Below are 20984 nucleotides of genomic sequence, written 5' to 3' on the forward strand. Positions count from 1 at the left end.
AGACCCGAAAAGATTCGACGGGCCGGACTTTCGAAAAGTCGGGCAACTCCCCTGGGCATCGCGGCGACTTGGCGCTACCTTCACTCGCACCAGTGGGAGCGGTTCCGTTCAGTCGACGCGTCCGTCGCGGCGCCGAGCTGCAAGGACTCGCTCATGCGACACCCCCCGCGTTCCGTACTGCTGTCCGTCACCGGTGCCGTCGCGCTCGTCACGAGCGCGGTCGTCCCGGTGGCCTCGGCCCGGGAAGCCACGCCCGCCCGCACGGTGGAGTACACCGTCACCGGCCAGTGGGCGGCCGGCTTCCAGGGCTCGGTGAGGATCACGAACGACCAGGCCGCGCCGAGCACGTGGAAGCGCACCTTCGGCTCGGCCGGCGGCCGGCACGTCACCCAGGGCCGGGGTGCCCGGTGGTCCCGGTCCGGCACCACCGTGACCGCGGCCGACGAGACCTGGAACGGCACGCTCGGCACGGGTGCGAGCGCCGGCGCCGGGTTCCCGGGCTCCTGGCCGGGCGGCGGCGACACCGTACCGTCCGTGTTCAAGCTCGACGGCACCACCTGCGACGTCGGCTCGGAGCCGGCCACTTCGCCGCCGACGACCCCGCCGCCGTCCGGCGGCACGGCGCCCGCGCCGCACGTCGTGGGCGACAAGCTGGTGGCGGCGGGCGGCGCCGCCCGCCGCCTGCTCGGCGTCGACCGCTCCGGCGGTGAGTTCATGTGCGTGCGGGGCCGTGGCATCCGGGACGGCCCGGTCGACGACGCGGCCGTCGAGGCGATCGCCGACCGGAAGGCGAACGCGGTCGGCATTCCGCTGAACGAGGAGTGCCGGCCGGGACTCGCCGGCATCGCACCACGGTACGGCGGCGCCGCCTGCATCACCGCGGTGCGGGACCCGGTGGGCCGCGCCGAGGCGCACGGCATGACCCCGGTGCTCGAACCGCACTGGTCCTACGGCCGGTACACCGGGATCTCGGCCGGCTGCTCCGACGTGCGCGCCACCTGCCGCAAATCGATGCCCGACATGCGCGACGGCCCCACGTTCCGGGCGTCGGCGGCGAGCGCCTTCGAGGACGACCCGGCGACCGTGTTCGACCCGTTCGACGCGAGAACACCTGCTCGCGCGGGTTCGTCGACCAGGTCATGAAGTGCTTCGACGACCGCGACCCGTCCTGCCCGGGTCGGACCTGGAACAGCTGAGACCGCTCCTCGGGTCCGTCCCTGATCTCCGCCTGCGACGGCACACCCACCGCGTACGGCGCCGGGGTGCGCGATCACCTCCGCGCCGTCCATCCGTAACCACGCCAGAAGATCCCTCGGAACAACGAAGGAACCCGCACTCATGAGTCGTACCAGAATGTCACTGCTCGCCGCCCTGGCGCTGGTCGCCGGGGCCTCGGGGACGGCGCTCGCCACACAGCCGGCCACCGCGGCGGCCGCAGCCGTCCCCTGCACCGTCGACTACAAGGTGCAGAACCAGTGGGACACCGGCTTCACCGCCGCCGTCACCGTCACCAACAACGGCCCCGCCAAGTCGAACTGGTCGCTGAAGTGGTCGTACTCCGGCAACCAGAAGATCACCAGCGGCTGGAACGCCAAGCTCAGCCAGAGCGGCACCGCGGTCACCGTCGCCAACGAGAGCTACAACGGCGCCCTGGCCACCGGCGGTTCGGCCGGCTTCGGCTTCCAGGGCACCTACAGCGGCACCAACGCCGTGCCCGCCACGTTCACCCTCGACGGCGTCACCTGCAACGTCGACGACGGCAGCGGCGGCGGTGGCGGCGACAACGGCGGTGGCGGCGGGGGCGACAACGGCGGCGGCGCCGGCCGCGTCGACAACCCCTACTCCGGCGCCAAGGTGTACGTGAACCCGGACTGGTCGGCGCTGGCCGCCGCCGAACCGGGCGGCAGCCGCGTCGCGAACCAGCCCACCTTCGTGTGGCTGGACCGCGTCGCCGCCATCAGCGGCGTGAACGGCGCCCGGGGACTGCGCGCCCACCTGGACGAGGCCCTCAAGCAGAAGGGCTCCGGCGAACTGGTCGTCCAGCTGGTCATCTACGACCTCCCCGGCCGCGACTGCGCCGCCCTCGCCTCCAACGGCGAATTCGGGCCCACCGACATCGACAAGTACAAGTCGCAGTACATCGACCCGATCGCGTCGATCCTGTCCGACAGCAAGTACGCGGGCCTGCGCGTCGCCACCCTCATCGAACCCGACTCGCTGCCCAACCTGGTCACCAACGCCGGCGGCACCAACACCACCACCGACGCCTGCGTCACCATGAAGTCCAACGGCAACTACGAGAAGGGCGTCAGCTACGCCCTGGACAAGCTGGGCGCCATCCCGAACGTCTACAACTACATCGACGCCGGGCACCACGGCTGGCTCGGCTGGGACTCCAACCTCGGCCCCTCCGCCCAGGAGTTCTACAAGGTCGCCACGACCAACGGCGCCAGCGTGAGCGATGTCGCGGGCTTCATCGTCAACACGGCCAACTACAGCCCGACCAAGGAGCCCTGGTTCAAGGTCACCGACAGCGTGAACGGGCAGACCATCCGTCAGTCGAAGTGGGTGGACTGGAACCAGTACGTGGACGAGCAGTCCTTCGCCCAGGGCCTGCGGGACAAGCTCATCGCGTCCGGCTTCAACTCGTCCCTGGGCATGCTGATCGACACCTCGCGCAACGGCTGGGGCGGCTCGGCCCGGCCCACCAAGGCCGGCCCGCTGACCTCCGTCGACGACTACGTCAACGGAGGCCGCGTCGACCGGCGCGTCCACGTCGGCAACTGGTGCAACCAGAGCGGCGCCGGCATCGGTGAACGGCCGACCGCGGCCCCCGCGGCCGGGATCGACGCCTACGTGTGGGCCAAGCCCCCGGGGGAGTCGGACGGAGCCAGCTCCGCCGTCGACAACGACGAGGGCAAGGGCTTCGACCGGATGTGCGACCCCACCTACGGCGGCAACGCCCGCAACGGCAACAACCCCACGGGCGCGCTGCCGAACTCGCCGCTGGCCGGGCACTGGTTCCCCGCCCTGTTCCAGCAGCTGATGCAGAACGCCTACCCGCCGCTGTCCTGACCCACCGATCCCGCCGGGGCCCGTCCGGCACGCGCCGGGCCCCGGCGGACGGTACGGCATCCCGTTTTGCCGTACCGGCAACGGAAGTGGCCCCCGGCCGGTGTGCCGTCGCACCCTGGCGGCACCCGGACGAGAGGCCGACCACCATGGCGCACGACCACCAGCCGCACCGGCACGACGAGCACCCGCACCAGCACGACCGGCACCACACCGGCCACGGCCACCACCACGGCACGGACGTCGACTGGCACGCGATGGGCCCCCTGCTGGAGTCGCAGGCGGAGCTGCTCGGCCCCGTCTACGAGGCGGCCATGGCGTGGCTCGCGGGGCAGGTGACCGACCCGGCGCTGATCGTGGACGCGGGCAGCGGGCCGGGAGTCGTCTCCTGCCTGTTCGCCGAGGCGTTCCCCGGCGCCCGGGTCGTCGCCGTCGACAGCACCGCGCCGCTGCTGGAGCGCGCCCGTGCCCGGGCCGCCCGGCAGGGGGTGGGCGACCGCTTCGACACCGTCGCAGGTGAGCTGCCCGGCGCGCTGGACGCCGTGTCCGGCCCGGCCGGCCTGCTGTGGGCGAGCCGCAGCCTGCACCACCTCGGTGACCAGCGGGCCGCGCTGGCCGCGTTCGCCGGGCACCTCGCCCCCGGCGGCACGCTGGCCCTGCTCGAAGGCGGCCTGCCCGCCCGGTTCCTGCCCCGGGACATCGGCATCGGCCGCCCCGGACTCCAGGCGCGGCTCGATGCGCTGGAGGAGGAGTGGTTCGCGCGGATGCGGGCCGGTCTGCCGGACTCGGTCGCCGAGACCGAGGACTGGCCCGCCCTGCTGAGCGCGGCCGGCCTCCGGCACACCGGTACCCGCAGCTTCCTGCTCGACCTGCCCGCGCCGGCCGACGACCGCGCCCGCGCCTACGTCGCCGGGCACCTGTCCCGGGTGCGCGACGGGATCGGCGAGGCGCTGGACGCCGACGACCGCGCCACCCTGGACCGGCTGCTCGACCCGTCCGACCCGGCGGGTGTGCTCGTGCGGCCGGACGTCTTCGTGCTCGGCGCGTACACCGTGCACACGGCGGTCCGGCCTGCGTAGCGCCCCGGGCGCCGCACGGCGCCCGCCGGCGGGCGCTCGGCCCTGGTGGGCGCCGCGCGTGCCGGACCGCGGGGCGCTCACCGGCCCCGGGGCTTCAGTTGGCGGCGATGAACTGCTTGGCCAGCTGGTCGCCGAGGGTGACCGCGGCGCTGTGGCTCTCGATGGGGGAGACCTTGGAGTTCTTGAACAGGATGTAGGTGACGCCCGAGTCGGCGCCGCCGGTCTCCGGGTCCGGGTCGATGCCGAGCGCGTTGGCGGTGGCGTACGACGCCTCGCCGATGATCTGCGTGGGCCCGGTGTCGCCGACGACGGCGTACTCGACCTTGTTGTTGTAGACGACGGCGACCACGCCGCCGCCCTGGATGCCGGCGCCCGAGTAGTTCCAGATGCTGCTGGAGCTGGGCACCACCACGTACGGCAGGGTCTCCGCCTTCAGCGGCTTGCCGTCGGACTGGTGGAAGGCGGTGTCGTTCTGGTACCAGGGGTCGCGGTCCTCGTTGCAGTTGGTGGTGCGCTGGCCGTCGCAGTCGATGTCCATGTCGGCCTTCCAGAACACCGCGCCGTTCTTGCCGCAGACCGGGACGGTGGCCGACGTCTCCTCGTCGGTCCTGTACTTGCCGTTGGATATCTGCGAACACGACGTGACCTTGGCGAGCAGGTCGGCGGCGCTGACCGTGCCCTCCTGGGCGGACCTGGGGGAGACGGTGGCCGAGGCGTGCGCGGGCAGCAGCCCGGCGGCGAGCAGGGCGGCGCCGGAGGCCGCGGCCAGGGTGAGGGTGCGAAGGCGCATGTGGGGGCCCCTTCTGTTAGGAAAGTTTCCTTACTGGTGCCGTACACGCTGAAGCATCGCCATGCCCTCGTCAACCCTGGTGTCGCGAACGGCTGAAACGGACGCGTATTGCGGTGATTTCGCCCGCTGGAGAGACTGGTTGGGCCGGACGTGTGACGGATGTCCGGCTCGATCCGCGGTCACGGTCCCCCGGAGGCGAGGCTCATGTTCGTACGCGCGGTGTACGCGACCGGTGATCCGGCCCTGCTGGACACGGCGCTCCGGTCGCTGAACAGCGAGGGACGGGACCTGCTGGAGGAACGCCCGGGGTACCGGGGCGCGAGCGTGTTCGTGGACCGGGAGCTCGGCAAACTCCTCGCGGTGAGCTGGTGGGAGACCGAGGAGGCGCGGCGCAACAGCGACGAGGTGATGCGCGAGCGGCGCACCGGGCTCCTGGAACCGTTCGCGGGCACGGTGGCGGTCGCCAACTACGAGGTCGCGGTGTTCCACCAGATCGCGCACCCGCGGCAGGGCGGCGGACTGCGCGCCACCAGGCTGGAGTTCGACCCGCGGGACGCGGACCTGGTCGTGGACGCCTTCCGGGCCACGGTGGTGCCGAGGGCGGAATCGCTCCCGGGGCTGTCCAGGGCGACCCTGGTGCTCGACCGGGAACGGGGGGTCGCCGTGGCCGGTCTGCTGTTCGCCGACCGCGCCGCGCTGGCCGCCTCGCGCGCGGCCATGGCGGCCGTGCGCCACGAGGCGTCGGCCAAGGCGCACGTGGACGTGGTCGGCCTGGAGGAGTTCGAGGTGATCCACGCCGACGTCCGCTTCGACTGAGCCGGGCACCGGCGGGGGCATCAGACCATGTCGAAGGCGGCGGGGTCGGGACCCAGGCGCCGGTCCTCGTTGAGCGCGCTGATCGCCCCGAGGTCCTCGTCGTCCAGGCTGAAGTCGAACACCTCGATGTTCTCCTTGATCCGGGACGGCGTCACGGACTTCGGGATCACGATGTTGCCCAGCTGGATGTGCCAGCGCAGCACGACCTGGGCCGGAGTGCGGCCGTGCTTCTGCGCGATCGCGACGATCGCCGGCACCTCCAGCAGGCCCTTGCCCTGGCCGAGCGGCGACCATGCCTCGGTGGCGATGCCCTGCTCGGCGTGGTACTCCCGCGTCGCACGCTGCTGGAGGTGCGGGTGCAGCTCGATCTGGTTGACCGCCGGGATCACGGAGGTCTCCTCGATCAGCTGCCGCAACTGCTCGGGCAGGAAGTTCGAGACGCCGATGGCACGCGCCCGGCCCTCGGAGTGGAGCTTCTCAAAGGCCTTGTACGTCTCGGTGGCCTTGCCCCGGGACGGCAGCGGCCAGTGGATCAGGTACAGGTCGACGTAGTCGAGCCCCAGCTTCTCCAGCGACGCGTCGAAGGCGCGCAGCGTGGAGTCGTAGCCCTGCTCGCTGTTCCAGAGCTTGGTGGTGACGAAGACGTCCTCGCGGGGCAGGCCGGAAGCCGCGATGGCCTTGCCGGTGCCCTCTTCGTTGCCGTAGATCGCGGCGGTGTCGATGCTTCGGTAGCCGGCTTCCAGCGCCGTGGCGACGGCCCGCTCGGCCTCGTCGTCCGGCACCTGCCACACGCCGTACCCCAGCTGGGGCATTTCGACGCCGTTGTTGAGGATGATCGGGGGGACCTTGCTGCTCACGAGCCTCTTGATCCTTCGGTTGTCCTACGGGTGGTACTCCCATGGTCAACGATCAGAGGCGCGCGCGCATTCCTTCCGCGGGGGAAACGGGGTGTCAGGTCCGGTAGAGGGCGTCGACCTCGTCGGCGTACGCCTTCTCGATCGCCCTCCGCTTCAGCTTCAGCGACGGGGTCAGCAGGCCGTGCTCCTCGGTGAACGGCTGGGCCAGTATGCGGAAGGTGCGGATCGACTCGGCCTGGGAGACGAGCGTGTTGGCGGCGACCACCGCCCGCCGCACCTCGGTCTCCAGCTCCGGGTCGCGCACCAGCTGGGCCGGGGCAGGCCGGGGCTTGTCGCGCATCTGGAGCCAGTGCTCGACCGCCTCCTGGTCCAGGGTGACCAGGGCGGCGATGTAGGGGCGGTCGTTGCCGACCACGATGCACTGGTTGACCAGCGGGTGCTCACGGACCCGCTCCTCCAGCACGCCCGGGGAGACGCTCTTGCCGCCGGAGGTGACCAGGATCTCCTTCTTGCGGCCGGTGATGGTCAGATAGCCGTCCTCGTCCAGCGAGCCCAGGTCGCCGGTGGCGAGCCAGCCGTCGTGGAGGGTCTCGTCGGTGGCTTTCGGGTTGTTCAGGTAGCCCTGGAAGACGTTGGCGCCGTTGAGCCAGATCTCCCCGTCGTCGGCGATGTGCACGGTGACGCCCGGGATGGCCTGGCCCACCGTGCCGTAGCGGGTGCGCCCGGGCGGGTTGGCGGTCGCCGCCGCCGTCGACTCGGTCAGACCGTAGCCCTCGTAGATCTGCACACCGGCGCCCGCGAAGAACAGGCCCAGCCGGCGGTCCATCCCCGAGCCGCCGGACATCGCGTTCCGGATCCGGCCGCCCATCGCGGCGCGGACTTTCGCGTAGACGAGCTTGTCGAACAGCTGGTGCTGCATCCGCAGCCCCGCCGACGGGCCCGGCCCGAGGCCCCAGGCCCGCGCCTCGACCGCCTCCGCGTACCGCACGGCGACGTCGACGGCCTTCTCGAACGGCCCGGCCTTGCCCTCCTTCTCGGCCTTGCGGCGGGAGGCGTTGAACACCTTCTCGAAGATGTAGGGCACGGCGAGCACGAACGTCGGCCTGAAGGCGGCCAGGTCGGGCAGCAGGGCCGCGGCGTGCAACTGCGGCTGGTGCCCGAAGCGGACCCGGCCGCGGATCGCGGCGATCTCCACCATGCGCCCGAAGACGTGCGCCAGCGGCAGGAAGAGCAGGGTGGACGCCTCGTCGCCCTTCTTCGAGTGGAAGACCGGCTCCCACCGCCGGAGCACGGTGTCCGCCTCGAACATGAAGTTGCCGTGCGAGATCACACAGCCCTTGGGGCGGCCGGTGGTGCCGGAGGTGTAGATGACGGTGGCGACCGAGTCCGGGGTGACCGCCTGCCGGTGCCGGTGCACCACCTCGTCGTCCAGGTGCGCCCCGGCGTCGTACAGTTCCCGCACGCAGCCGGCGTCCAGCTGCCACAGCTCGCGCAGCCGGGGCAGCCGGCCGATGACCGTGGCGATGGTCATCGCGTGGTCCTCGTGCTCCACGATCGCCGCGGATACCTCGGCGTCGTACAGCATCCAGAAGCACTGCTCGGCCGAGGAGGTGGGGTAGACGGGCACCACCTGGGCGCCGATGGCCCACAGGGCGAAGTCGAACAGGGTCCACTCGTAGCGGGTGCGGGACATGATCGCGACCCGGTCGCCGAAACGGACGCCACGGGCGAGCAGGCCCTTGGCGAGGGCGACCACCTCGTCCCGGAACTCGGCGGAGGTGACGTCCCGCCACTGTCCGGAGTCGTCCTTGCGGCCGAGCGCGATGTGCAGCGGGTCGGTCAGGGCGTACTCGAAGACGACGTCCGCCAGGCCGCCCACCGGCGGCGGCGACTCCGGCGCAGGGTTGGTGAACTCGCGCAACCTCGCTCCCCGTCTCTCGCGCCACAGTGACGTTGGTCCACGCACCGCACAGCGCGGTGAAAGCTACCCCACGTGCCCCGCGTGCGGGAGGGGTGCGGAAACCGAGCAAACCTCACGTTTCGCCCGGACGGCGACGGGGCAATGCGCGCACATGGGGAAGGGCCGGACACAATACTGACGGGTCAGTAAGTTTTTGGGTACCGTAATCTCCACCGAATCTGTACGCACCGATTACCGGCCCGCACGCCCCCCCCGGGACCCGTCGGACCCGCCGGGGTCAGCGCTCAGCCGCCGCTGCGGCGCAGCCGCTCGCCGCCCGCCAGGACCGCCGCCGCCAGCGCGTTCGCGGCCTCCTCGGCCGGTCCCCGGCGGTGGCCGTGCGCCAGCACGAAGTCGACCCTGCCCAGCTCGGGCAGGCCGGCCCGCTCGGGCAGCCGGAACAGGCCCGGCGGGATCAGCCGCCGCGAGTGGGCCATCACCCCGAGGCCCGCCCGGGCCGCCGCGACCAGCCCGTTGAGGCTGCCGCTCGTGCACACGATCCGCCACGGACGGCCCTGGCGCTCCAGCACCTCAAGGGCGCGGGCCCGGGTGATGCCGGGCGGCGGGTACACGATCAGCGGAACGGGCCGGTCCGCGTCCAGCCGCAGCCGCTCGGCGCCGATCCACACCAGGTCGTCGCGCCAGACCAGCTCGCCGCGCGGGTCCTCCGGGCGCCGCTTGGCCAGCACCAGGTCGAGCTTCCCGGCGGCCAGCCGCTCGTGCAGGGTGCCGGACAGCTCCACCGTCAGCTCCAGGTCGACCTCCGGATGGTCGTAGCGGAACCCCTCCAGGATCTCGGGCAGCCGGGTCAGCACGAAGTCCTCCGAGGCGCCGAACCGCAGCCGGCCCCGCACCCGGGTGCCGGTGAAGAACGCCGTCGCCTGTTCGTGCACCTCCAGGAGCCGGCGCGCGAACCCGAGCATCGCCTCGCCGTCCTCGGTCAGCTCCACCGAATGGGTGTCCCGGGAGAACAGCTGCCGCCCGGCCGCCTCCTCCAGCCGGCGCACGTGCTGGCTGACCGTGGACTGGCGCAGCCCCAGCCGCCGGGCGGCCTGCGTGAAGCTCAGCGTCTGGGCGACCGCCAGGAAGGTGCGCAGCTGCGTCGGCTCGTACACACCGCCGAGCCTACCGGGCCCATCGCGGAACATGATGACAGTCAGAGCGGTGTACGGGTTTCCCGATCAGCGGCGCCGGGAGGACGATGGAGGGGGCCCGTGCGGCCCGGGACCGGACGACACACACCGATCGGAGCACCGTGAGACGCCTGCGCTGGCCGAGCTGGATGCCGATCGACCCCTACATCGTGCTGCTGCTCGGCACGGTGGGGCTCGCCGCGCTCCTCCCGGCCCGGGGCACCGCGGCCGACGTGACCTCCGGCGCCTCCACGGCCGCGATCGCGTTCCTCTTCTTCCTCTACGGGGCCCGGCTGTCCACCCGGGAGGCGCTGGACGGACTGAAGCACTGGCGGCTCCACCTCACCGTCCTGATCTGCACCTTCGTCGTCTTCCCGGCCTTCGGGCTCGCCGCGCGCGCCCTGGTGCCGGAGCTGCTGACCCAGCCCCTCTACCAGGGCCTGCTGTTCCTGACGCTGGTGCCGTCCACGATCCAGTCGTCCATCGCGTTCACCTCCATCGCCCGCGGCAACGTGCCCGCGGCGATCTGCGCCGGATCCTTCTCCTCTCTCGTCGGCATCGTCCTGACCCCGCTGCTCGCGGCGTGGCTGCTCGGCGGCGGCGCGGTCGGGTTCTCCACGGACTCGCTGGTCAAGATCGTGCTCCAGCTGCTGGTGCCGTTCGTCGCCGGCCAGGTGCTGCGCCGCTGGATCGGCGGGTTCGTCAGCCGGCACAAGAAGGTGCTCGGCCTCGTCGACCGCGGCTCCATCCTGCTGGTCGTCTACACCGCGTTCAGCGAAGGCATGAACCAGGGCATCTGGCACCAGGTCAGCCCCGTGCGGCTGGCCGGGCTGCTCGGCGTCGAGGCCGTCCTGCTGGCCGTGATGCTCGCCCTGACCTGGTACGGCGCCAAGGCGCTCGGCTTCGTCCGGGAGGACCGGATCGCCATCCAGTTCGCCGGGTCGAAGAAGTCCCTCGCCTCCGGACTGCCGATGGCGAGCGTCCTGTTCGCCGGGCACGCCTCCCTGGCCGTCCTGCCGCTGATGCTCTTCCACCAGATGCAGCTGATGGTGTGCGCGGTCATCGCCAAGCGCCGGGCCCGCGATCCGGAGGCGGCCCCGGCCCCGGCCCCGGACGCGTCCGCGGAGACCGCGGAGGCGTCCGGGGGGACGGCGGAGGCGTCCGGCGACGGGTCAGCCGCGCACCCGGTCGAGGGGAAGCCACACGACCGTGTCCTGCGGTGACCGCAGCACGTCCGGGTCCGTCAGCTCCTCGTCGCTGAGCGCCCGGTCCCACACGCGGACCTCGTCCAGCGCCCCGGTGAGGAAGGCACGGCCGTCCATCCGCTGACCGACGTGCACACCGAAGGGCGAGTTACGGCTGACCGAGCCCGGTACGTCAGGCGCGGAGGACTCCGTACCGTCCACGGAGAGCGACAGCCGGCCGGCGCCCCGGCGCAGTACGGCGCGGTGCCACCGCCCGTCGTTGTACGCGCCCGCCGTGCGCACGGACGCGGTCCGCGGCGCGCTCGCACCGTCCCGCACCGTGATCAGCGCCTGCACCCGGTTGTTCGCCGGTTCCCCGCGCAGCCACACCTGCGGCTGGCTGGTGCCGATCCCGCCCATCCACAGCCACGGCTGCTCCCCGGCCGTCGCCGTGTACCGGAACCACAGCGACACCGTGAAGTCCTCGGTGCCGAGGGGGAGGCCGGCGCGGTACGGCAGGCGGACGGCGTCGCCGGTGCCGTCGAACTCCAGCGCGCCCCCGGCCACGCCGTCCGTCTCCCGCGGGTCGCCGAGCACCGCCGCCGGGCGGGCGTGCCGGGCGAGATCGGGGGTGACCGGGTCGGGGCCGCGGCGCGGCGCGAGCCAGTCCTCCGTGAAGCGGGCGAAGCGGATCTCGTCGCGGGCGTCGACCGCACCGCCCTCGTACATCAGCCCGATCGTGCCGGGGTCGACGCGCACCAGGTCGGAGTAGCCGGACCAGTCGGTGGTGACGACCGTGCCGCGGTCCGCGCCGTCCCAGGTCCGCCCGCCGTCGTAGGAGGAGCGGATCATCATCGTGCGGCGCCGGTCGGGGTCGCCGGGGCAGGCCAGCAGGAGGCGGTCGCCGACCCGCAGCATCGATCCCTGCACCTGCGGGGCGTACAGGTACGGCAGGTCGCGGAAGGGCGCGGTGAAGCTGGTGCCGCCGTCGCGGCTGACGGCCTGGGTGCGGTGCCCGAGGTCGGTGCCGTCCTGCTCCCGCCCGCTGACCAGGACCGACCCGTCGCCGCGCTCGGCGAGGGTGAGTTCGGAGGGCTTCTGGCGGAAGGTGCCGTCGGCGGCGACGGGCCAGGTGTCGGTGGCGCCGATCCGCCAGTGGCCGCCGTGGTCGTCGCTGACGACCAGCGCCGCGTGGTTGGCGGTGACCCTGCCGTCCCAGCTCTCGGCGTTCACCCCGAAGACCAGGCGCCCCGCGTACCGGCCACGGGCGAGCTGGACGCCGTGCACCGGCCCGGTGGCGTACCAGGAGTTCCAGCCGGCGGGCAGGATCTCGGGACTCAGGTCGCGCGGCCGGGACCAGGTGCGGCCGTCGTCGTCGCTGTACTGGAGGTGGGGGGTGCGGTCGCAGGGCACCGCGCAGCCGGCGCTGTCGGTACGGCCCGTGTTGTAGGTCTCCGCCAGCCAGATCCGGCCCGTGGTCCGGTCCACGACGGGCGCCGGGTTGCCGTGGGTGTCGCCGGCGCCCTCGTCGACCACCTGGAGCGCTCCCCAGGTGCGCCCGCCGTCGGTGGAGCGCTTGACCACGATGTCGATGTCGGCGGCGTCCCCGCAGTTGAGGACCCGCCCCTCGGCGAACGCCAGCAGCGTGCCGCCGGCCGTCCGCACGATCGCCGGGATCCGGAAGCACGCGTACCCGGGGTCCTGAGCCGCTTTGAACAGCACCTGTTGCGAGAACCGGGGTGAGTCGCCGCCCGGTGCGGCGTGCGCGGGCGGGGCGGGGGCCAACGGCACGAGCAGACCGGCCGCGAGGACGGCGGTGGCGGCGGACAGGGATCTGAGACGGGTACGAAGACCTGACAGCACGGTGCGACCTGCCCTTCGTCGGCCGGACATCTGGACATCCGGACATCCCACGTCCAACGTGCGTCCCCTCGACGGTAGTTGGGGGGTGCGCGGCCCACAAGGAGCGTGCACCCACGGGCCCGGCAGACCTTCCCGGGACCGGCGGGCCGTCTCCCGCGCCGGCGACGGCGCCCGTCCTTTCCTGCGCCGTGGAGGATCGCCCGAGAGACCCGATGACCGGTTGCCCGACGCGCCGTCGGCCGGTTGTCCGACGCGCCGTCGGCCGGTTGCCCCCCTCGCCGTCGGCCGGTTGCCCGCCCCGCCGTCGGCCGTCGAACGTGATCAGTTCACGGGCTTGTTGATCCGGATTTCCGGCACGGACGGCTGACGGGAGCTAACGTTCCGTCATGACCGCACGCCCCACGCTCGATCCCCGGCGCACCGCCCTCGTCCTCGTCGACCTGATGGAACGCGTCGTCGCGCTGCCCCTCGAACCCCGCGGGGGCGCCGAAGTGCTGACGGTCGCCGAGGAGTTGGCGACCGCCTTCCGTCGCGCCGGCGCCCTCGTCGTGCTCGTGCGGGTCGAGCGCCCCGCCGTCACCGAACAGCCGCCCGGCAGCGGACTGGTGCCCGGACTGCTCCGGGACGGCGACCTGGAGGTGGTCAAGCGGACCGTCGGCGCCTTCCAGGGCACCGGTCTGGACGAGCGGCTGCGCGCACGCGGCGTCACCACGCTGGTGTTCGGCGGCATCGCCACCAACCTCGGCGTCGAGTCCACCGCCCGCGCCGCCGCCGACCTCGGCTACGACCTCGTCTTCGTCGAGGACGCGCTGGCCGCGCTCACCGCCGCCGAACACGAGGCGTCCGTACGGCTGGACTTCCCCAGGCTGGGCACGGTGACGCGGTCGACGGACCTGGCCCTCGGCTGAACCCGTCAGCTCCGGGTGGCCGTCTCCGGCAGGGCGATCCGGTCCTCGCCCGCGTACACGTTCATCGAGCTGCCGCGCAGGAAGCCCACCAGGGTCAGGCCGGTCTCCGCGGCCAGGTCCACCGCCAGCGACGACGGCGCCGACACGGCCGCGAGCATCGGTATGCCCGCCATGACCGCCTTCTGCGCCAGTTCGAAGGAGGCCCGGCCGGAGACCATCAGGATCGTCCGGGACAGCGGCAGCGCGTCGCTCTGGAGCGCCCGTCCGACCAGCTTGTCGACCGCGTTGTGCCGGCCCACGTCCTCCCGGCTGTCCAGCAGCTCGCCCTCCTCGTCGAACAGGGCCGCCGCGTGCAGCCCACCGGTCCGGTCGAACACCCGCTGGGCCGAGCGCAGCCGGTCGGGGAGGCCGGCCAGCAGCTCGGGGGTGACCCGCAGCGGGGGAGTGTCGGCGATCGGCCAGCGCGTGGTCGTCCGGACGGCGTCCAGACTCGCCTTGCCGCACAGGCCGCACGAGGAGGAGGTGTAGACGTTGCGTTCCAGGGTGAAGTCCGGCAGGGCGACACCGGGCGCGGTCTGCACGTCGACCACGTTGTAGGTGTTGGAGCCGTCCGCCGTGGCCCCCGCGCAGTAGACGATGTTCCGCAGGTCGGACGCCGTGGCCAGCACGCCCTCGCTCACCAGGAAGCCGGCCGCCAGCGCGAAGTCGTCGCCCGGCGTCCGCATGGTGATCGCGAGCGGCTTGCCGTTCAGCCGGATCTCCAGGGGTTCCTCGGCGACCAGCGTGTCCGGCCGGGCGGAGACCGCCCCGTCCCGGATGCGCAGGACCTTGCGTCGTTCCGTGACTCGTCCCATGTTCTGATCAGTCCCGGTTCTGTACGTGCTGCGGAGAGATGACCTTCAGGATCTCATTGTCCTGCACATGGAACGCGGGCGGTGCACGCCTGCCCGGGCGGGGATGCGATGCCGTGGGCGGGGCGCGGTTCCCGCCGGCGCCCGGAGGGGAGGCCGGGTGGTGAGAAAGCCGAACGGCGAGGGGACCGGCTGGTCGGCGAGGGGAACGGATGGTGAGGCGGGGGCCCCGGTACGTCCGGCGGTCTGACCGGAGCCGACAATCCCGGCGCCCGATTCCTGTGGCCTCACCTGCCGTCGTACCCGCGAGTCACTGACCAGACTGTGGATCCCGCTACCCACGGCAACGAGGGGGATCCCCGCATGAACGGCTCGCGCGTCGTCGCCATCGGCCACTACCAGCCCGCCCGGGTGCTCACCAACGAGGACCTGGCCGGCATGGTCGACACCAGCGACGAGTGGATCCGCAGCCGGGTGGGCATCCGGACCCGGCGCATCGCCGGCCCCGACGAGCCCGTCGACGAGCTGGCCGCGCACGCCGCCGCCAAGGCCCTCGCCGCGGCCGGTCTGAGCCCCGGGGACATCGACCTCGTCCTCGTCGCGACCTCCACCGCCATCGACCGCTCCCCGAACACCGCCGCCCGGGTCGCGGCCCGGCTCGGCATCCCGGGACCCGCCGCGATGGACGTCAACGTGGTCTGCGCCGGGTTCACCCACGCGCTCGCCACCGCCGACCACACCGTCCGGGCCGGAGCCGCCACCCGCGCCCTGGTCATCGGCGCCGACAAGATGTCCGAGGTGACGGACTGGACCGACCGCACCACGTGCGTCCTGGTCGGCGACGGGGCCGGGGCGGCCGTCGTGACGGCCTGCCCGCCGGGGGAGGAGCCCGGTATCGCGCCGGTGCTGTGGGGGTCGGTGCCGGAGATGGGACACGCGGTGCGCATCGAGGGCACGCCGCCCCGGTTCGCCCAGGAGGGACAGAGCGTCTACCGCTGGGCCACCACCCAGCTCCCGGCCATCGCCCGCCGGGCCTGCGAGAAGGCGGGCCTGACCCCCGAGGACCTCGCCGGGGTGGTGCTGCACCAGGCCAATCTGCGGATCATCGAGCCGCTGGCGGAGAAGCTGGGCGCGGTCAACGCGGTGATCGCCCGCGACGTCACGGAGTCCGGCAACACCTCGGCCGCCAGCATCCCGCTCGCCTTCTCCAAGCTGCTCGAACAGGGTGCGCTGCGCTCCGGTGACCCGGTGCTGCTGTTCGGCTTCGGCGGCAACCTGTCGTACGCCGGGCAGGTCGTGCGCTGCCCGTGAGACGTCGTGCCGCCGCCCTGCCGGGGCCGTCGAAATCCGGCCGGTAGGAGCCCGGCGGCCCGCCGGTCCCCGGATCACCGCGGCCGGCGCCTGGGAAGGGACGGATCCCACCGCGACACCTCACGCACCGTGCGAGGGGTCTCGCGGACCGTGAGGGGGCGGACGGGCCGGCCCGCCGGAGCGTCCCGGACCGTCGTCCGGCGACGGATACGCAGGTGAAACGCACTCCGAAACCTTGGTATTGTTGTCCATGTCGCCGCGGGGAACGCGCCCCGCAAGGCGGCAGACACCTGGTCCGGGTGGCGGAATGGCAGACGCGCTAGCTTGAGGTGCTAGTGCCCTTTATCGGGCGTGGGGGTTCAAGTCCCCCCTCGGACACCAGCAACCAGCAGAGCCGACAGCGTGAGGCGACTTACGTACTTACGTGCAGCGGCGAAGGGAAGCAGGGCGCGGCAGCGCCCCCCACGGCAAGTGCGACGGCGAAGAGGTAGATAGGAGTGGCGGCCTCCGGCCGCACATCAGGAAGCCCGCTTCGACAGAGCGGCCCCGAAGGGGGCCGACAGGAGTAAGCTCAGGAAGCTGGCCAGGTGGGGCGCTGCCGCGCCCCCACAATGCGAAGCCCCTTCGACCTGCGCCAAGGCGCATGGGCCGCTTACGCGGCCACAGGGCAAGGCGGCTTTCGTCAAGCCTCGTAAGGCTTCATTCTCGTGCAGGCTCCAGGCGCCGGCCGAGCTAGGCGCAGCGCTCCCACCTGCTACTTATCCGCCGTTGCACCAGTCCCGCGGATTCCTGAACGGCCCTGAAACCGTGGCGGAATCAGAGCTGCTAAGACATGCCGGTCCTCGACTTTCCGCTCTAGGGGTCATACCCCACCCCCTTCGCCGTCGCCTCGTACGTCTCGGCTGTCCGTCTCGCCGTCGCCCTGGCAGGTGTGAGCCCTGCCCTTCCCTCCGCCGTTGGCAGGCTTGCCCGTGCCGTATGGCAGGCGAACGGCCGTGCGCTTCTGTGAGCGGCCGACAGGCCGCACGACTCCCGAGGTGACGAGAGCGAAGCGGCGGGCGCTCAGGCAGGCGCACAGCCTCACGACAGGGCAGGCAGTCAGGGCAGAGAGCAAGCGCGAGCCGGGGCGCGGCAGCGCCCCACTGTCCGGGGTCGCGAGCATGAGCACCAGGACCACAAGCACGAGCACCAGGACCACGGGCAACGCGGAGAGTGATCACGCCAGGGTGTCTCAATAACCTTCGATAGTGAGACGATCCGCAGGGCTTCGCAGCGTGTCCGTTTCGCCCTCACTCCAGCGTCTCGAAACCCGTCTCAAAAGATCGTCTCACGACTCGCTTTCGAGACGCGTTTATGAGACGGTCTGGTCATGACCACGAACACCCCGGCCGATCAGGTCGAGCGTCACCCCTGCCCGAAGTGCGAAGCCCCTGCCGGTAGCCCTTGCCGGACGGGAGCGGGCAAGGTGGCAGCGAACTACCACAAGGGTCGCTTCGCCCTCGTGCCGTCTCTCAAGTCGGAACTCGCCGTGAAGACTCCGGCCGACCGCAACCCCGGCAAGGCATGGACGCAAGGCGCACCCGTCGTGCAGGCACCCGAGGCGACACCAGGCGCAGCAAGACGAATCGCTTACGCAAGGTGCAGCACGGTTGGGCAGGAACTCCAGTCGCAGTTGGACATGCTCGCCCGAGCCAACTGCACCCGGATCTTCTCCGAGAAGATCAGCACCCGCGTGAAGGAGCGGCCGAAACTGGAGAAGGCGTTGGCCCTGGCCCGGGAGATCAAGACAGCCGCACCCGATACTCCCGTCATCCTCACCGTGTGCGAGATGAAGCGCCTTGCCCGCAACGCGGCAGAACTCATGACGTTGTCCTCCACCCTGCAAGCGGACGGCATCCAACTGGAACTCCTCTCCGGCCCCTTGCAGGGTGTGTACGACCCGAACGGGGCAGGTGCCATCGTGTTCGCCGTCCTGGCCGTGGCCGCCGAGGTAGAGCGGGAAGGCATCCGGGAGAAGACGTTGGAGGGGCTGGACACTGCGGCCCGCAAGGGCAACCACGGTGGACGCCCCTCCGTCGTGGACGACGACAAGCTAGCCGTAGCCCGTGCCCGGCACGCCAAGGGAGAGAGCGTCACCGCCATCGCCAAGGCGCTGGGGATCTCCCGTGCGACTTTGTACCGGCACATCGGTGAGAGCGCCTGAGACGGGCGTACAGGGGCGCAGTCAGGCGCTCACCTCGGAGCGCACCGGAACGGGTGGGCGAACACCGGTGAGCGCCTCCACACGGGCAACGAGCCGGGGTGCAAGGTCGGGATACCAGCCACGGGCTACGGCTTGCAGCATCTCCGCCAGCGCTGCGAGTTCCCCGATTCGGCCGGCCGGGGTGTCGAGGGTCGGCGCGAACTCCCTGCGGATGCGAGCGGCTACGTCGGGAACGAGCAGGCTGTTGGCGTGGAGGAGCCCCGCGTCATAGCCGAAGGGCACCAAGCCCCACCGCTCCCAGTCCAACAGGCACAGGGGCGCAACGGTGAGGTTGCCCCAGTGCAGGTCACCGTGACCGGTCACCCGCTCCACCTTGGCGGGGGCCGGGATGCCAAGGAACTGGGGGAAGGCCCGTTCGATCCACCCATCCCGGACGGTCGTCTTCACACCCTCCACTTCAGCGAGCAGGGCAAGGGCTTGGCGAAGGTCCGCCCACCACTCGTCAGGCAACCCCGGGTCACGGTCGATGTCGGCCCGGTCGGGAGACACGATCGGCTGCGTCACGTAGTCGAGGACTTCCGCCTCGAAAGCCCACTCCCCGTCAGTCCAGTCGTGCACCTCGTACAGTCGGGGACGAGGGACGCCGTCAGGCACCACCTCAGAGGCGCCGACGATGCCCTCCCCCCGCTTCCTGCCCGCGTTCCTCCTCGCCGTCCGACTCACCCGCAGCCACCGGTCCCCCGCTCGGCGTCCGAGGGTGACACCAAGGAAGCCCCACGCCAGCGGCCCCGTACAGGTGAGACCCAGTGCCTTGGCCGTCCGGCCGTGGGCGGCCTCCATCAGGGCCTGCACCTCCTCATTCACTGGCGAGTTCATCCGTCACCCTCCTGAGTTCCTGGGCCGTCAGAGGCGCAGCCAGAGCCTTCGCCGTATCGTCCCAGTGTTCACGGGTCCTCGCGGAAGTCAGGACGACATCGAGGCCAGGGCACGAGCCAGCGGCCAGCAGGGCAGCGGCTGCGGCCGACAAGCCAGGGCGGATGAGGTTCACCAGTTCGGGCGTCATGGCATCGAGGAGGGCGCCCCTGTGCAGGGGCGCGGAGCCGAACGTGATCAGCCCCGCGTCCTTCGCCTGCACCAGTGGTCCGCCGCCGTTCAGGGCCTGTGTGATCGGGGCATCCATGATCAGGCTGACGGGCATCTGCAAGCCCGTGAAGTGGTGCTCGGCGGAACCTGCCGCCTGCCGCGCGAGCGCGAGCAACTCGGGCACGCTGAACGCCCCGGAGGTCAGACCCGACCAAGTGGCGACGCCGTACCCGCCGATCCTGCCCGTGCGGGCGAACTCCTCCAGCGCCGTAAAGGCTTCCCGCACCCGCCCGTGCAGAGCCGTACGGTCAAGGCCCTGGCCGTCGTGCTCCGGGTTGTGCACGAACACCAGGTCCACGCGCCCGAGCGCGGCCAACGAGCGCTCCGTCTGCCAGCGGACAAAGCCCCGCTCAAGGCTGTGCCTACCGGCCGCCTCTTCCCTGGTGAGCACGCCGTCAGCCATGGCATTGCGGCCCTGTTCCTCCGTGAAGAACCCCGTCTTCGTGGCTACCCGAACGGTCGGGTACTCCCGGAGAAGCGGGCGCAGCTCCTCGTGCGCCCGACCGTGGGCGTAGTTGGGTGCCGTGTCCACCCAGGGGCTACCGGCGGCCAGGGCGGTGCGTGCTGCCTGACTGACGGCACGCACGCGGTATGTCCCCAGGGAGAGCGCGGCGGTCACAGCGCCGTCCCCACGACTGCGACGGCGTGGCCGTCGATGAGGACGGAGACCACTTCGGCTACGTCCTTGACCTCCAGTCCGGCGGAGTCGGCCATCTCGCCGAGCGTGGTCGGCTGGTTGGTCAGCAGCGTGCCCAGTGCGGGAGCAGCGGACTCGGCGAAGTCCCACGCGGTACCGGCCGCCGAGAAGGTGACCGTGCCCTGTTCGCGGTTCGCCGTCAGGCGGCCCCTCGGAGCGGTGAGCTTGACCGTGATCTCGCCCCGTGCAGGGAGCCCGTCCACGTAGGGCAGGGACGGAATCGCGTGGCCCAGGTCGGTCGTGTCGATCGACTCCGCCCACCGCTCCACGAGGCGCGGGTCCGCCATCATGTCGGCCACCTCACGGCGCAGCGCGTCGGTGAAGTCCGCCTGTTCCGTCAGCGAGCCGAAGCGCGGGATGTCCCTGCGGAGCGCGAGGGACGCCCGGAGCTGATCCACGCCCCAGAACATCAGGTCAGCGCCCGTGTGCGTGACCGTGCCGAAGGTGAGGTGAAGGGATTCCGTCCCCTGGTCAGCGGTGACCGCGTGCCACCAGCCGCGCGGCAGGTAGAGCACGTCACCCGGGGACAGAACGAGGTCCGCCACGGGGTCGCCTTCCGGCTCCTCCGGCGACTCCACGTCCCGGAAGGTGGGCGCCTCGCGGGTCATCCCCCACAGGCGCCACCGCTTCGAGCCATGCAGTTGGACCACCACCACGTCGTGGTCGTCCCAGTGCCGGCCGAAGCCCTCCCGCTCGGTCCACGAGGCGTACACGTTGGCCTGCACGGAAGTCCCGAGGAAGCGAGCCAGCCCCTCCGCAGCCGCCCCCACAGCGGGGTGGATCTTCTCCACCGCGTCGAGGACTAGCGACGCCCCGTCTCTGAGCTGGGCGTGGAAGTCGGACGGTTGGATGCGGGACCAGGTGACCGCTCGGCGGTTCGTGGTGGGGATGGCGTAGCGGTGGATCGGGACCATCTCGCCGTCGACCGAGAGGCGCAGCCGGGGCGGCTCCAGCCGCTGTGTGGCGATGATCCGATTCAGGTCGTCCCAGGAGAACAGGCCCGCCGTGTCGGCGGCTCCGGGGATGTGTGCGTAGGAGCGGTGGTACGTCTGGGCGAGGAACTTGTCCCCGCCCAGACGCCCCGCCCACGAGGCTGCATCAAGCAACGTGGGCGCTC

At 71.7% G+C, this 20984-nt stretch carries 16 protein-coding genes, 1 tRNA gene and 1 pseudogene; 9 read left to right on the plus strand and 9 right to left on the minus strand.

Annotation, left to right across the window (positions count from 1 at the left end):
• The first annotated feature begins 153 nt into the window (after positions 1–153).
• From IF37_RS39480 to IF37_RS0117285, 3 genes and pseudogenes are all read left to right on the plus strand, one after another.
• Positions 154–1295, plus strand: a pseudogene (locus IF37_RS39480) (cellulose binding domain-containing protein).
• Between the two features lie 43 nt (positions 1296–1338).
• Complete coding sequence (locus tag IF37_RS0117280) at positions 1339–3075, plus strand: glycoside hydrolase family 6 protein (RefSeq protein ID WP_030743055.1); 1737 nt, start codon at positions 1339–1341, stop codon at positions 3073–3075.
• A gap of 146 nt (positions 3076–3221) precedes the next feature.
• Positions 3222–4151 (plus strand): trans-aconitate 2-methyltransferase, encoded by a 930-nt coding sequence (locus tag IF37_RS0117285; RefSeq protein ID WP_030743058.1) that lies wholly within the window; start codon positions 3222–3224, stop codon positions 4149–4151.
• 94 nt (positions 4152–4245) lie between these two features.
• On the opposite strand, the gene IF37_RS0117290 is transcribed toward IF37_RS0117285, so the two are convergent.
• A complete protein-coding gene (locus tag IF37_RS0117290) occupies positions 4246–4941 on the minus strand; it encodes a glycoside hydrolase family 75 protein (RefSeq protein ID WP_030743062.1) in 696 nt (231 codons plus the stop codon).
• A gap of 204 nt (positions 4942–5145) precedes the next feature.
• Between IF37_RS0117290 and IF37_RS0117295 the strand changes: the two genes are divergently transcribed.
• Positions 5146–5757 carry a hypothetical protein gene (locus IF37_RS0117295; protein ID WP_030743064.1) on the plus strand — a complete coding sequence of 204 codons (612 nt, stop codon included), beginning with the start codon at positions 5146–5148 and terminating at the stop codon, positions 5755–5757.
• Between the two features lie 20 nt (positions 5758–5777).
• Here the strand turns inward: IF37_RS0117295 and IF37_RS0117300 are convergent, their stop codons facing one another.
• From IF37_RS0117300 to IF37_RS0117310, 3 genes are all read right to left on the minus strand, one after another.
• Positions 5778–6614: an aldo/keto reductase gene (locus IF37_RS0117300; RefSeq protein WP_030743065.1), complete on the minus strand. Its 837-nt coding sequence runs from the start codon at positions 6612–6614 to the stop codon at positions 5778–5780.
• A 94-nt stretch (positions 6615–6708) separates the two neighbouring features.
• A complete protein-coding gene (locus IF37_RS0117305; protein WP_030743068.1) occupies positions 6709–8535 on the minus strand; it encodes a long-chain fatty acid--CoA ligase in 1827 nt (608 codons plus the stop codon).
• A gap of 284 nt (positions 8536–8819) precedes the next feature.
• Entirely contained in the window at positions 8820–9689 is an 870-nt protein-coding gene (locus IF37_RS0117310) for a LysR substrate-binding domain-containing protein (protein ID WP_030743070.1), read from the minus strand.
• Positions 9690–9829: 140 nt separating this feature from the next.
• Here IF37_RS0117310 and IF37_RS0117315 point away from each other — a divergent pair, with 140 nt between their 5' ends.
• Positions 9830–10930 (plus strand): bile acid:sodium symporter family protein, encoded by a 1101-nt coding sequence (locus tag IF37_RS0117315; protein ID WP_052845229.1) that lies wholly within the window; start codon positions 9830–9832, stop codon positions 10928–10930.
• Here the strand turns inward: IF37_RS0117315 and IF37_RS0117320 are convergent.
• Positions 10880–12754 carry an exo-alpha-sialidase gene (locus IF37_RS0117320; RefSeq protein ID WP_030743074.1) on the minus strand — a complete coding sequence of 625 codons (1875 nt, stop codon included), beginning with the start codon at positions 12752–12754 and terminating at the stop codon, positions 10880–10882. The two genes, IF37_RS0117315 and IF37_RS0117320, sit on opposite strands and share 51 nt — an antisense overlap.
• A gap of 386 nt (positions 12755–13140) precedes the next feature.
• Between IF37_RS0117320 and IF37_RS0117325 the strand changes: the two genes are divergently transcribed.
• The gene (locus IF37_RS0117325; protein ID WP_030743076.1) at positions 13141–13662 is read left to right on the plus strand and encodes an isochorismatase family protein; all 522 of its coding nucleotides are present in this window, start codon (positions 13141–13143) and stop codon (positions 13660–13662) included.
• Between the two features lie 5 nt (positions 13663–13667).
• On the opposite strand, the gene fdhD is transcribed toward IF37_RS0117325, so the two are convergent.
• On the minus strand, positions 13668–14516 hold the full coding sequence (gene fdhD / locus IF37_RS0117330) for a formate dehydrogenase accessory sulfurtransferase FdhD (protein ID WP_030743078.1): 849 nt from the start codon (positions 14514–14516) through the stop codon (positions 13668–13670).
• A gap of 360 nt (positions 14517–14876) precedes the next feature.
• Here fdhD and IF37_RS0117335 point away from each other — a divergent pair, with 360 nt between their 5' ends.
• From IF37_RS0117335 to IF37_RS0117350, 3 genes are all read left to right on the plus strand, one after another.
• Positions 14877–15824, plus strand: coding sequence for a beta-ketoacyl-ACP synthase III (locus IF37_RS0117335; protein ID WP_030743079.1), 948 nt, complete (start codon positions 14877–14879; stop codon positions 15822–15824).
• Positions 15825–16117: 293 nt separating this feature from the next.
• A tRNA-Leu gene (locus IF37_RS0117340) sits at positions 16118–16205 on the plus strand.
• Between the two features lie 988 nt (positions 16206–17193).
• Positions 17194–18027 carry a recombinase family protein gene (locus tag IF37_RS0117350; protein WP_037856680.1) on the plus strand — a complete coding sequence of 278 codons (834 nt, stop codon included), beginning with the start codon at positions 17194–17196 and terminating at the stop codon, positions 18025–18027.
• Positions 18028–18048: 21 nt separating this feature from the next.
• On the opposite strand, the gene IF37_RS0117355 is transcribed toward IF37_RS0117350, so the two are convergent.
• The 3 genes from IF37_RS0117355 to IF37_RS0117365 are packed head-to-tail and all read right to left on the minus strand — an operon-like array spanning position 18049 to position 20973.
• Positions 18049–18903, minus strand: coding sequence for a phosphotransferase (locus IF37_RS0117355; RefSeq protein WP_030743085.1), 855 nt, complete (start codon positions 18901–18903; stop codon positions 18049–18051).
• Positions 18884–19789 (minus strand): aldo/keto reductase, encoded by a 906-nt coding sequence (locus IF37_RS0117360; RefSeq protein ID WP_030743087.1) that lies wholly within the window; start codon positions 19787–19789, stop codon positions 18884–18886. Before IF37_RS0117360 ends, IF37_RS0117355 begins: the two co-directional genes overlap by 20 nt.
• Entirely contained in the window at positions 19786–20973 is a 1188-nt protein-coding gene (locus IF37_RS0117365) for a cupin domain-containing protein (RefSeq protein WP_030743089.1), read from the minus strand. Before IF37_RS0117365 ends, IF37_RS0117360 begins: the two co-directional genes overlap by 4 nt.
• Positions 20974–20984: the final 11 nt, after the last annotated feature.

The sequence above is a fragment of the Streptomyces sp. NRRL S-31 genome (assembly GCF_000718775.1).
Lineage (GTDB): Bacteria > Actinomycetota > Actinomycetes > Streptomycetales > Streptomycetaceae > Streptomyces.

What these genes read in the sequence shown, in the direction of transcription:
- fdhD (WP_030743078.1), bottom strand. Translation starts at nt 14,516, where the DNA reads ATGGGACGAGTCACGGAACGACGCAAGGTCCTGCGCATCCGGGACGGG.
- IF37_RS0117295 (WP_030743064.1), top strand. Translation starts at nt 5,146, where the DNA reads ATGTTCGTACGCGCGGTGTACGCGACCGGTGATCCGGCCCTGCTGGAC.
- IF37_RS0117350 (WP_037856680.1), top strand. Translation starts at nt 17,194, where the DNA reads ATGACCACGAACACCCCGGCCGATCAGGTCGAGCGTCACCCCTGCCCG.
- IF37_RS0117325 (WP_030743076.1), top strand. Translation starts at nt 13,141, where the DNA reads ATGACCGCACGCCCCACGCTCGATCCCCGGCGCACCGCCCTCGTCCTC.
- IF37_RS0117290 (WP_030743062.1), bottom strand. Translation starts at nt 4,941, where the DNA reads ATGCGCCTTCGCACCCTCACCCTGGCCGCGGCCTCCGGCGCCGCCCTG.
- IF37_RS0117355 (WP_030743085.1), bottom strand. Translation starts at nt 18,903, where the DNA reads ATGAACTCGCCAGTGAATGAGGAGGTGCAGGCCCTGATGGAGGCCGCC.
- IF37_RS0117335 (WP_030743079.1), top strand. Translation starts at nt 14,877, where the DNA reads ATGAACGGCTCGCGCGTCGTCGCCATCGGCCACTACCAGCCCGCCCGG.
- IF37_RS0117280 (WP_030743055.1), top strand. Translation starts at nt 1,339, where the DNA reads ATGAGTCGTACCAGAATGTCACTGCTCGCCGCCCTGGCGCTGGTCGCC.
- IF37_RS0117285 (WP_030743058.1), top strand. Translation starts at nt 3,222, where the DNA reads ATGGCGCACGACCACCAGCCGCACCGGCACGACGAGCACCCGCACCAG.